Annotated in this window: 9 protein-coding genes; 3 read left to right on the top strand and 6 right to left on the bottom strand. The window is 43.7% G+C overall.

The window, feature by feature from the left end; genetic code table 11:
* Positions 1–241: 241 nt before the first annotated feature.
* The 3 genes from dxs to A7985_RS24355 form a co-directional block, all read right to left on the bottom strand.
* Positions 242–2,107, bottom strand: a complete 1,866-nt coding sequence (dxs, locus tag A7985_RS24365) for a 1-deoxy-D-xylulose-5-phosphate synthase (RefSeq protein ID WP_065793000.1) — start codon at positions 2,105–2,107, stop codon at positions 242–244.
* A gap of 113 nt (positions 2,108–2,220) precedes the next feature.
* The gene (gene ispA / locus A7985_RS24360) at positions 2,221–3,108 is read right to left on the bottom strand and encodes a (2E,6E)-farnesyl diphosphate synthase (protein ID WP_065792999.1); all 888 of its coding nucleotides are present in this window, start codon (positions 3,106–3,108) and stop codon (positions 2,221–2,223) included.
* Positions 3,109–3,112: 4 nt separating this feature from the next.
* Entirely contained in the window at positions 3,113–3,355 is a 243-nt protein-coding gene (locus A7985_RS24355) for an exodeoxyribonuclease VII small subunit (RefSeq protein ID WP_065792998.1), read from the bottom strand.
* Positions 3,356–3,603: 248 nt separating this feature from the next.
* Here A7985_RS24355 and pomA point away from each other — a divergent pair, with 248 nt between their 5' ends.
* From pomA to A7985_RS24340, 3 genes are all read left to right on the top strand, one after another.
* Entirely contained in the window at positions 3,604–4,371 is a 768-nt protein-coding gene (gene pomA / locus A7985_RS24350) for a flagellar motor protein PomA (protein WP_063373007.1), read from the top strand.
* A gap of 3 nt (positions 4,372–4,374) precedes the next feature.
* Positions 4,375–5,310, top strand: a complete 936-nt coding sequence (locus A7985_RS24345; protein ID WP_063373008.1) for a flagellar motor protein MotB — start codon at positions 4,375–4,377, stop codon at positions 5,308–5,310.
* Positions 5,311–5,694: 384 nt separating this feature from the next.
* Positions 5,695–6,021 carry a hypothetical protein gene (locus A7985_RS24340; RefSeq protein WP_256096848.1) on the top strand — a complete coding sequence of 109 codons (327 nt, stop codon included), beginning with the start codon at positions 5,695–5,697 and terminating at the stop codon, positions 6,019–6,021.
* Between the two features lie 17 nt (positions 6,022–6,038).
* Here the strand turns inward: A7985_RS24340 and A7985_RS24335 are convergent, their stop codons facing one another.
* The 3 genes from A7985_RS24335 to putA all read right to left on the bottom strand — a co-directional run bounded on the left by A7985_RS24335 (position 6,039) and on the right by putA (position 12,353).
* Positions 6,039–6,923: a hypothetical protein gene (locus tag A7985_RS24335; RefSeq protein ID WP_065792997.1), complete on the bottom strand. Its 885-nt coding sequence runs from the start codon at positions 6,921–6,923 to the stop codon at positions 6,039–6,041.
* A gap of 177 nt (positions 6,924–7,100) precedes the next feature.
* Positions 7,101–8,300 (bottom strand): aromatic amino acid transporter, encoded by a 1,200-nt coding sequence (locus A7985_RS24330; RefSeq protein WP_081310725.1) that lies wholly within the window; start codon positions 8,298–8,300, stop codon positions 7,101–7,103.
* Between the two features lie 249 nt (positions 8,301–8,549).
* Positions 8,550–12,353: a bifunctional proline dehydrogenase/L-glutamate gamma-semialdehyde dehydrogenase PutA gene (gene putA, locus A7985_RS24325; RefSeq protein ID WP_065792996.1), complete on the bottom strand. Its 3,804-nt coding sequence runs from the start codon at positions 12,351–12,353 to the stop codon at positions 8,550–8,552.
* Positions 12,354–12,458: the final 105 nt, after the last annotated feature.

Raw genomic sequence — 12,458 nt, 5'->3', positions numbered from 1 at the left:
TGATTATATTTGTTTTTTTATAATTATATTTATTTTTTAGGGCTTTATAGAGCGAGAAGAGTCCACGCGTCTAGTTGATTTTAAAGTCATGCGTACCTTTTCAGGATTTAGACCGAGATACGTAGAGGGCTCATTAATTATACTTGTGTTTTTTGCATTAATCGGTGGTTTTTACGGGGAGGTATTTAACTGAATAAACGCTTTTTTAAAAGCTGCCTATTTAAAGGCAGCTGAGTTGTTTTTATGCTGTTAGCCAACGATTTGCAGAGGAGAGAATTCCCTCACTATCAAGGCCCATTTCACTGTGCATTTGGGCTTGAGTACCATGCTTGATAAATTCATCAGGGATCCCCAAGTGCATTACTGGTTGCGTTATTTTGCTTTGAGCAAAAAACTCACTAACAGCACTGCCCGCACCCCCTGCAACTGCATTGTCCTCTAATGTGATGAAGTGACTGTGCGTCTGTGCAAGCGTTTCGAGTAATGTCGTATCTAATGGTTTTACAAAGCGCATATCGATCAGTGTAGCATCCAATTCTTGTGCAGCGTGACGGGCATTGTCTAGTAGCGTTCCAAAGTTCAGAATGGCAAGTTTTTGTCCATCTCTCACTTTATTCGCTTTCCCGATGGGCAGTTGCGTCATTGTTTGCTCTATCTCAGCAGAGCCAGCAGAGCCGCGTGGATATCTTACAGCCGCAGGCTTATCGAGCTTGTGCCCGGTATAGAGCATTTGTCGGCACTCATTCAAATCACTTGGCGCCATGATCACAAGATTTGGGATACAGCGCATAAAGCTCAAATCATACGCACCTTGGTGTGTTTCGCCATCTGCACCGACAATACCTGCTCTATCAATTGCGAAAAGAACCGGTAAGTTTTGCAGCGCAACGTCGTGGATCAACTGATCGTAGGCACGTTGTAAAAAGCTAGAATAAATCGCTACAACTGGGTTTAAACCTTCACAAGCAAATCCAGCCCCTAAAGTGACAGCATGCTGTTCGGCGATGGCAACATCAAAATACTGCTTTGGAAACTCCTTGGAAAACTTCACCATGCCAGAACCTTCACGCATCGCTGGCGTGATAGCCATTAAGTTTTTATCTTGGGCTGCCATATCGCATAACCAGTCGCCAAATACTTTAGAGAAAGTAGGTGCGCTCGGCTTTGATTTCGGTAAGCTATGGATGCTTGGGTCAAACTTGGGCACGCCGTGATAGCCTATCGGATCGGCTTCGGCCGGCTGGTAGCCTTTTCCCTTTTGCGTTTTAACATGCAGAAGCTGCGGGCCTTTTAAATTGCGCATGTTACGTAAAGTATCAACCAACATGTCCACATCGTGACCATCGATAGGGCCAATATAGTTGAACCCTAATTCTTCAAAGAATGTACCAGGAATTACCATGCCTTTTAGGTGTTCTTCTACTTTACTGGCAAGCTCTTTAACGGGTGGTACACCTGAAAGAAGCTTTTTACCGCCTTCACGAATATTGGTATAGAAGCTTCCTGATAAGATACGTGCAAAGTGATTATTTAAAGCGCCGACATTTTCCGAAATCGACATTTCATTGTCGTTAAGGATGACCAGCATATCTGATTTCACGTCACCTGCATGGTTCATTGCTTCAAAAGCCATACCCGCAGTCATTGCTCCATCACCAATCACGGCTACCGTTTTGCGATTCTTTCCTTCCTTTTCGGCTGCAATGGCCATGGCTAAAGCTGCTGAAATAGAGGTGCTAGAGTGGCCAACACTAAATGTATCAAACTCACTTTCTTCACGATATGGAAATGGGTGCAGACCATCTTTTTGACGAATGGTGTGCATCTGACCTTTTCGGCCAGTTAAGATTTTGTGGGGGTACGCTTGGTGACCAACATCCCACACCAACCTGTCAGTCGGAGTGTTATACACATAGTGGAGCGCCACAGTTAATTCGACAGTGCCTAGCCCAGAAGCTAGGTGGCCGCTACTTTGAGACACTGAGTCTAATAAATAACCTCTCAGCTCCGCGCTAAAGTCATTTAACTTTTGCTGCGGTAATTGGCGCAACTGTTGAGGCTGATCAACGAGTGCCAATAGGGGATACTTGCTACTATCAAGAGTCATATTATTTGTAATATCCTTAGCAAACCTTGCTGAATTATATACAAAGCTTGCCAATAGTTTTATAAATTTAAAGGGAACTTGTCACTAATTAGTCATTTACAACAGGGCCAAGATTAATGGTCTCTAGCAATAATATACTGTGCTAGCTCGGCCAGTAAGCGGGTATCAGCATCTATTTTATTCAAAGTTTGTAATGCCTGTTCAATGAGCATTTTTGCTTTGCTTTTTGCCCCTTCCATGCCCAATAAAGCAGGGTAAGTAGATTTGTTGTGCTGTAGATCCGAGCCCTGTGGTTTACCCAGCGTACTGGTATCCCCTTCAATGTCGAGAATATCGTCTTGTACCTGAAAAGCCAATCCAATAGCTAAACCAAACTCCTTTAGTTGACTACGAGTTAAGTCTGAAACATTGGGTGCACACAGTGCCCCTAATTCGATTGCACAATTAAGCAAAGCGCCTGTTTTTAATCTATGAATACGCTCTAATTGTGCTAAATCGATCAATTTGTCTGTTGCGGCAATATCGAGTGCCTGACCGCCAACCATGCCCCGCAGTCCAGATGCTTGCGCTAACGCGTTGATCATTTTTAGCTGCTGTTTCGGCGAGACAATAAAACTGTGAGAAGATAACAATTCAAACGCCAATGTTTGTAAAGAATCTCCAGCAAGAATTGCTTGTGCTTCATCAAATGCAATGTGACAAGTCGGCTTGCCTCGTCTTAAATCGTCGTCGTCCATAGCGGGTAGATCATCGTGTACCAACGAATAACTATGTATACATTCTACGGCTGCTGCGGCGATGTTTAAGTCGTCTTTATTTGCACCAAGCATTTCGCCTGTGGCATACACTAAAAAAGGGCGCAAGCGCTTTCCGCCATTGCTAATAGAATAGAGTGCAGCTGCTTTAGCTGTCGGATCTGTATTTAGGTCTTGCGCAAAATAACTTTGTATTGTTTGTTCTACATCTTGTCTAGCGATGCTAAGTTTTTGTTTTAAATCCACGCAATTATTCCACTTGATCCGCAAACTCACTGGGTGTGGTTGTCTCGTCATTGGCGAGTAAAATTGACACTTTCTGTTCTGCTTGTTGAAGTTTTTGATTTGATGCTTGGGCTAGTTTCACACCTCGTTCAAATTGCTTAAGGGACTGGTCTAAAGTCAATTCACCGCGCTCCATTTCCTGGACGATGGTCTCCAACTCTGTGACAGCTTCTTCAAAGCTCATATTTTCTGGTTTTTTGACTGCCATATCTTCTCTTCACTTTTACGCAAAACTTTTAAGGGCTCAATTTTATGGTTATTAAAGATAGAGGTCAAAGTATCTGATAGACTTTTTTACTATCCTTTTAGTTCAGATTGACTTGAATGTTTACGTATATTCTCGCAATTTAAAGGGTTTTTAATATAATTGAATTAAGTTATTGCAAAACCTGCCGATAACTCAACGTATAACAATAACTGCGTGATATTTCACGGATAAATACCTTTGGAGGGTGTGTGGATTTAGCAACCGTTATAGGTATCCTTGGTGCCATTGGTTTGATTGTCATGTCGATGGTTCTCAGTAGTGATGGTCAACTTGCCATGTTTTACAATACCCCATCGGTGGTTATTGTATTTGGTGGCTCAATATTTATCGTGCTTTCGAACTTTACGATGGCGCAATTTTTGGGCATAGGTAAAGTCGCGGGCAAGGCGTTCATGTTTAAGATTGAAACGCCAGAGGAATTAATTGAAAAAGCAGTAGAACTTGCTGACTCAGCACGTAAAGGCGGATTCCTCGCACTCGAAGAAGCAGAAATCCCAAATCCATTTATGCGAAAAGGTGTCGATATGCTGGTCGACGGTCACGATGCTGATGTGGTTAGAGCAACGCTGCAAAAAGATATTGCATTGACCGCGAATCGCCACGAGTTAGGCGCGGGATTATTCAAGTCGCTGGCGGATATTGCGCCGGCGATGGGCATGATCGGGACATTGATTGGTCTTGTTGCTATGCTTTCAAACATGGATGACCCTAAAGCAATTGGTCCAGCGATGGCGGTAGCACTACTAACCACGCTTTACGGTGCCTTTTTGGCAAACGTTGTTGCTATCCCTATCCAGGTAAAATTAGAGCTTAGAAAAGACGAAGAAGAGCGTAATCAACGTTTGATTCTAGACGCGATTTTAGGCATTCAAGATGGTCAAAACCCGAAAGTGATTGAGGGCATATTGAAAAACTACTTGCCAGAGTCAAAACGTGGTGACGGCGCAGAGGAGTAGCTTATGTCTGACGAAAATGAATGCAAATGTCCCCCCCCAGGCTTGCCTGCCTGGATGGGGACTTTTGCAGACCTCATGTCATTATTGATGTGCTTTTTCGTATTGCTTTTGGCGTTCTCAGAAATGGACGTACTCAAGTTTAAGCAAATTGCGGGTTCTATGAAGTTTGCCTTTGGTGTGCAAAACAAAATAGAAGTAAAAGATATCCCAAAAGGGACCAGTGTGATTGCGATGGAGTTTACGCCCGGTAAACCCGAACCAACCCCAATCGAGACGATTCAGCAACAAACTGTAGAAATGACACAGCAGATGCTTGAGTTCCAAGCCGGTGAAGAAAGTTCAGCGGGGGGGAGACAAGAACAACGGGGTAACAAGCGGGGGGGAGAATCAGCCAGTACCGCACAAGAACAGTCGATGACACAGGCTGTGGCTGCTGCAGATCAAGAACAGGTCAATGAGCTGGTAAAAAAAATCTCACAACAGCTTGAAAAGCAAATAATGGATGGTGCAATAGAGCTTGAGTCTTTGGGACAACAAATCATTATTCGTATTCAAGAGAATGGGTCATTCCCCTCTGGTAGTGCATTTTTACAACCTAAATTTAAACCTGTGATCCATGATATTGCTGAGTTATTAAAAGATGTACCCGGTGAAATTACGGTGTCAGGGCATACCGATGATTTTCAGGTATCTAATGAGCTTTACTACAATAATTGGGATTTATCCGCAACGCGCGCTGTAGCTGTTGCGAGTGAAATGCAAACGGTCAGTGGCTTCGATAAAAACCGCATGGTTGTTGTTGGGCACGCTGATACTCGCCCCTTAGTTCCAAACGCCAATGACACAGATCGAAAACGTAATCGTCGAGTCGAAATATCAATACTTCAGGGTAAAGCAAAAGAATCCGATCCTATTGAAGTTAGAAGGGAAAATAATTAGAAAAGATTGCGTGAATTACATTTTTGGGCTAACGTATGTTGGCCTGAAATTATTCTTTTTTAAAGGAGTTTACTATGTCTAAGCTTTATAAATTTGCAGATATGCCTGGCGGTAATGGTTCTGGTGGTGATAATGGCGGTGATGGCAATCAGCAAGACAAATAAACCATTTTAAAGTATTAAATTGAAAACCTCTGACTTTACCGTATACCTAAATAGTGTTGAATTTGAGAATGCATTCGTACCTTTATTGGATAATTCTCTGACACTACTTGCGTTTATTGCCTGTTTGATTTTTATTTTTATAAAGGATAAACAAGCATTTAGGTACGCGTTTTTATGCCTTGTATTTCATATAGTGGGTTCGTTTACTTACGAGCCCATTATGTCTTTTGACGATGATAAGGTGTATAGATATATCCTTTGGGCCCTAAATGACATTGTGTTTATCGCAATCGTAGCTTATTGGGCTTTAAAAGATAAAATGTATATGTGGCAAAGTATAATTGTTCAGTTAGTGGTGTTACCTGCGCCCATATTGCAACTGTTCCGTTTGGTTGATAGACATTTAATGGACCTGAGTTACTCTACTTACCTTTACAAATCGGTACTGCCAATCGTCAATACCGTCACGATTGTGTTGTGCTTTGTGCCTCTGTTATGGCACTTTGGGCAAAAGCTCAAGTGGAAGAATAATTCCATCAAAAGCTAAAGCCCTAGTCGATATTCTTATAAGTCAATATCTGTGATTGTCAACTCAGCATTGTCCTGTGCAAACTCCAATAAGCCGGATACCTGAACAGACGTCTTATTCCCTCTTTGATCTGGTAATGACACCTTAGTTAAATCAAATTTACAGCTGTCGAGTTTAAGATTTTGACTAAACCCAGCAGACAAACAAAATGTTTGCGCCTCGTTGCCTACGGTTTGAGTTTCACAATATGCTGGGTCGAGCGTGGCGAGCGCTGAGTTAGCAACTTGTTGTAAAGACAACGAGATATCAAAATCTGTTTGATTGCAGCTCAATATTATCGGGTTCAAATTTGTTTGCGGATCACCAAGGGTAATTAGGTTATTGTCTTTATCCCGATAGTGAATGGTCAGATTAATGCTCTCGAGTGGTTGAGTTACTGTCTCAGGTTGCCCTTTTGAACGCCAATCTGTAAGAGAAGTAATGTCAGGTAAGCCAGTCTTAAATTTAAACTCGGGCGCGTAATAGTACAATTCTCCCTTTTTAAAAGACGCATTGTCATCGCCGTCCCAGGTTTCTGCATTAATAGACCCAAAAACGTTGGCTGCTAGAAGACAAAGCGTTTTATCCGACGAAATTGTATGGGTAGCCCCGAGAGAGCGGCTATCGGCATAGAGTCTAAATTCAGGTTTAGATTGAAGGCGTTCCCCCTCTACTTGCCAGAATACACCCGAGAATTCAAATTTATTGAGTGAACGCTCTGCACTAAAGTTTGCACCACAGTCTTGCCCTGTACTCGGGGTTTGTGAAGTGGGTGTATCAGGGTTAGTGCTGCTGTCACCTCTTTGCAATGGGGTGTCATTCTCTCCACCGCATGCACTGAGCAATAATAGTGGTACTAGCGCCAATGTAGCCTGTTTCATTCTTAACTCCTTTATAATTACGTCCATTATATACATCGCATAAGGAGAAGATCGACAATAGAATTGTAAGAAAGTAGTAGTAATATATTAGAGTGTGTAGAAGCGCAGTACACATTGGTACAGCGCTTTTAAACATTTAACTTTATAGTCGACCTACAGCGCCTAGTCCGGGGGCGCCTAGCCTAAGGCTGGGATAACCCCAAACATTTGTAAGCATTGTGCAGAGATGATGAGAAGGCCGCATAAGCCCGCACACGCTAACCCTAAGTTACCGCCGCGGACTTGGTAACCAGACATGTTTTCTTTTCTCTGTTGCCAAACCATGGCGACTGGTAGGAATACTGCTAGCACCACTAAAGCGATAGCGGCGTAACCTAATGCCATAATAAAACCTTGTGGGTAAAACAGTGCAAAACCAAGTGGTGGCACAAAAGTGATGAGTGCCGTTTTCACTCTATCCATGCCGCTATTCTGCTGTTTGAATGCGTCGGCAAAGAAGTCGAAGAGGCCTAAGCTTACGCCTAGAAATGATGTTGCGAGTGCTAAATCGGCAAAAATGGTCACAAAGGTGTGCACATGAGCGCTCTGTGCAATGCTTGAGATTGAGCTTACCAGACCTTGAAGGTTTTCACTTTGGAGCAGTGCATCTTGAGCCATGATCCCTTGACTGAGTAATTGCCAAAAAACGTAAATAGTCAATGGTAAAGCGGCACCAGCTATCATCACTCGGCGCAAGGTTTTAATATCTAGCCCAACATATTTAACGATAGATGGAATGGAACCATGGAATCCAAATGAGGTAAAAATGACAGGAATGGCCGATAAGATAAGGCCTTGTTCAATGGGCATATTCAATAAGTGTTGGCCATGAACATAGGGGGTTAAAACAAAAAATAAGCTAGCTAGAACAATGATTTTAATTGTAAATAAAACTCTGTTTAGTTTATCTACTGTGCTGGTACCCAGTGCAACGATGGTCGCAACGGTAATCGCAAGCATGACTGAGCCAACCTGAGGCGCAATTTCCATTCCTGCGACATTACTCAGCTTCTCTCCTAATTGAGAGCCACCACCCGCAATATAGGCTGCGCACAGTGCATAAAACAAAAAGACCATCGAAAAGTTGGCAATGTATTGTCCTTTTATGCCTAAGATCTGTTTCGCTAAGGTGTTTAAAGTAGCTTCTTGATTCGCAAACTGATGGACTTCAAGCATGAGCAGGGCGGTATAAGTCATTAACAACCAAGTTGCGATAATTAAAATGAGCGAAGTGGTGAATCCGAGCCCCGCTGATGCAATTGGCAGCGCGAGCATACCAGCACCAATCGTGGTGCCTGCGACAATCAGCATACTGCCCAGTGTTTTATTATTAAGCACAAATTGCCCCTATATTTGTGAGAGAAACAGGCACAATATAACGGTCTGAACAAAATTGAAATAGTTTGGCTGAAAATCAAAGTGAATGATTGTAATTAATGTCTTACAAAAGTTAATTAATTTTGTTTTTCGTGAAGCTAACTTGTTGTTAGCTATGGGGCTTTACGAAGGCGTTTTGAGCTAGTTTAAAGAAAAAAGCCAGCATAAGCTGGCTTTTCAATTAAGTTTACGACACACGTTTGACGTGTCTTACGACTCATCTTCAACAAGCGTCATAAGCGATGTATTACCGCCAGAAGCTGTTGTGTCGATACTGATTGTCTTTTCGGTAACAAGACGTCCCAATAACGTATCGTAGTACTCTGCACTAATAACAGGCAAAATTGCACCACTGCGCGCAGCAAGTTGTGTACTGACATAACCTTTACGCTCACAACCATTACCAACGACAGCGCCTGCTAGGTGCTCGTGTGCAAGGATTGCAGGAAGCTGGTTAAGCTTAGCAACTTGAAGTACACCTTCTGCCACACCACTGTTTAATAGCTTGTCTCTAAACGCGATTGCTTCTTCGTGGAACAAGTCAGAAACAACGGTGATTACGGTGTTACCTGCTGCTAGCGCTGTGATGACCGACAGTACCCAGAAGTTAAATGAGGTATCTTTATCTGCATAACAAACAACACAACCACGCGCTTCGTAACGAAGCGTGTTTGATTCGCCTGTCGGACCTGGTAGCTCAATTACCGTATCTAAACGCTTTTCGACACGAATAAGTTGCTCACGGGCATCGGCCAACGTTTTATTCAGGTCATCGGCAAGGGTATCAAGGATCTCAACTTTGGCGAGCTTAGCAAGTAGCTGACGTACTACAGATACGCGATCGTTTAGTGGCATTGCACGCCACGCTTTCTCATCACGCTTAGAGAGGTTCATCATGCGAGACACTTGCTCTTGCGCACCTTGATAAGCCGTGATCTCTTCACCATCCGCTTTGATGTTAGTTGCTTGGATATTTTCCACAGCTTGGTTTTCTTTTACCAATCTCGCGATGTAGTTAGGGCCACCCGCTTTTGGACCAGTACCTGAAAGGCCGCGACCACCAAATGGTTGTACACCTACGACCGCACCAATCATATTGCGGTTTACGTAAATATTACCAGCGCGAGATTGCTTTGCTAAGTACTCAGCACGTTCTTCAATGCGAGTATGAATACCCATCGTCAAACCAAAACCCGTGCTATTTACTTGGTCAATAACATTGTCGATATCAGCGCCTTTAAAGCGGATCACGTGAACACATGGGCCAAATACTTCTTTTTTCAGTACTGATAGGTCGCTGATTTCGTATAGACGCGGTGCAAAGAAGAAGTGACCAGTCTCGCCCATATCTGGCAGTGAGCACTCATAATGCAGTGTTGCGTTGCCTTTTAAGTATTCAACGTGCTCATTTAGCGCATTCAATGCTTTTTGGTCGATGACAGGGCCTACGTCAGTAGATAGATGCGCAGGATCGCCGATGTGTAGCTCTTTCATTGCCCCTTTGATCATGTTGATCACTTTGTCCGCGATCTCTTCTTGTACAAAGAGTACGCGAAGTGCTGAACATCGTTGACCGGCGCTCTGGAAACCAGATGAAATCACATCATCAACCACTTGCTCAGGCAGTGCGGTTGAGTCAACGATCATACAGTTTTGACCACCAGTCTCTGCAATAAGAGGGACTTGATCACCGCCGCGCTCAGCAAGCGTTTGCGAAATACGCGTTCCAGTTTCTGTAGAACCGGTGAACATCACCGTTTGGATACGTGTATCTGGCACGATGTGTTTACCTACTTCACTACCGCGCGCGATAACAGGTTGTACAATGCCTTTTGGTAAACCCACTTCTTCCATTAGTTCAATGGTACGAAGGGCAACTAGTGATGTTTGCTCAGCTGGTTTTGCGATAACGGTGTTACCCGTTACGATTGCCGCAGCAACCTGTCCAAGGAAGATAGCCAGTGGGAAGTTCCAAGGGCTGATACATAAGATCACACCACGTGGACTAAAGCGCTCATCCAGAGCAAGCTCTTCAGCTTTTGCAGCGTAGTAACGACAGAAATCAACGGCTTCACGGACTTCATCAATACCGTCTTGTGTGATTTTACCTGCTTCTTTGATACACATCGCGATAAGTTCGTCACGATGGCGCTCAAGTGCATCGCCTGTGCGACGCAAAATTTCTGCGCGTTCACTGACTGATGTTTGTGACCAAGTTGCGAAAGCCGTCTCTGCATTGACCACAAGTTGCTTCATTTCATCAGCATCTTGGTGGCGAATAGAGCCAATCACTTCATCGTGGTTAGCTGGGTTTAATACCGCTTCGTGACCTGCTGGGACATCCGCAGCCGTCATTAAGTTTTCCTCAACCCACTTTTGCAAGTTGTCACGCATTGGTGTGATGTGGTTGATGTTTGTTAGGTCTAGACCTTTTGAGTTATTGCGTTCTTCACCGTATAGATCGATTGGCAACGTGATCTGCATGTTGCGTTTATGCTTAACACGCTGGATCTTTTCTACCGGATCTTCAAGGAGTGACTCAACTGGCATTGACTCATCAACAATCGCATTTACGAAAGAAGAGTTTGCACCGTTTTCAAGTAGACGGCGAACAAGGTAAGCAAGCAAGTCTTCGTGCTGACCAACCGGTGCATAAACACGGCACTGTACTTTGTCTTCTGTGACAACTTGGTTGTATAACGAGTCACCCATACCGTGTAGACACTGGAACTCAAAGTTGTTGAATTCACCTTTAGCAAGCTCAAGGATCGTGGCAGCTGAGTAGGCGTTGTGTGTTGCAAACTGAGGGAAGATCACATCACGTGCATTCATGAGCTTGATTGCACATGCTTTGTAAGAAACGTCAGTGGTTGCTTTACGCGTAAACACAGGGAAGTCTTCAAGGCCATCAGCTTGAGTGAGTTTAACCTCAGTATCCCAATAAGCCCCTTTTACAAGACGTACCATCATCTTGCGACCAACTCTGCGACAGAGTGCTTCAAGCCAATCAATGACCCAAATAGCACGCTTTTGATAGGCTTGTACAGCAAGACCAAAGCCATTCCAATTACCTAGCGCATCATCAGAGAATACCGCTTCGATGATATCAAGTGAGATATCCAAACGATCGGCTTCTTCAGCGTCTACTGTGAAATTAATGTCGTACTGTTTTGCAGCCAGTGCTAATTCTTTAAGTTTAGGCACAAGCTCCGCAATCACACGGTCGCGGTGTGTAAATTCATAACGAGGGTGGATAGCAGATAGTTTGACAGAAATACCTGGGCTCTTAATTGGACCACGGTTGTTTGCCGCTTTACCAATGACGTGAATCGCAGTCATATAGCTATTGAAGTAACGCTCGGCGTCAGCCATCGTGCGTGCGCCTTCACCTAGCATGTCGTATGAGTATGCGTAGCCTGTGGCTTCTTTCTCTTTTGCGCGCTCAAGTGCTGCTTCAATGGTGGTGCCCATTACAAACTGCTGGCCCATGATCTTCATCGCATATTGCACTGACTTACGAATTGCTGGCTCACCGATACGACCCATAGTGCGTTTTAGTAAACCAAATTGTTCTTCTTTATTTTTGTCAGCGTAGTTAACCATTTTACCGGTTAGTAGTAGGCCCCAGCTCGACGCGTTTACAAATAGTGAATCACTATTACCTAAATGCGAGCTCCAGTCACCTTTGCTAAGCTTATCGCGAATTAACATATCTTGCGTTTGTGCATCTGGTACGCGTAAAAGCGCTTCAGCCAAACACATTAGCACAACACCTTCTTCAGAAGACAGTGAGTACTCTTCTAATAATGCGTCGACACCGCCTTGACCGTGTTGGTCTTTACGGATGTTTAATACCATTTGACGAGCACGTTCCCATGCACGAGTACGAGCAGAAACACCAACTTCAGCAAGCGGTAAAATGTGATCGATGACAGTTTCTTCATCAATGCGGTAGAAGTCACGGATCTTTTGACGGATCGGACACTGGGTTGTTAAATCGCCTTGAAATAGCATAGGTTAAACCCTCAATATAAAAACCTAAGTACTACGAAGACAGCAAGTGTCTTCTACAGCTCAAAGAGCAAGCTGCTGTGTAAATTTACGGTGGTTAAATTTTAG

The sequence above is a fragment of the Pseudoalteromonas luteoviolacea genome, from assembly GCF_001696455.1.
In the GTDB taxonomy this organism is placed as follows: Bacteria; Pseudomonadota; Gammaproteobacteria; order Enterobacterales; family Alteromonadaceae; genus Pseudoalteromonas; species Pseudoalteromonas luteoviolacea_C.
Note: the sequence above shows the minus strand (reverse complement) of the source record. Positions and strands in the feature narration are given on the sequence as shown.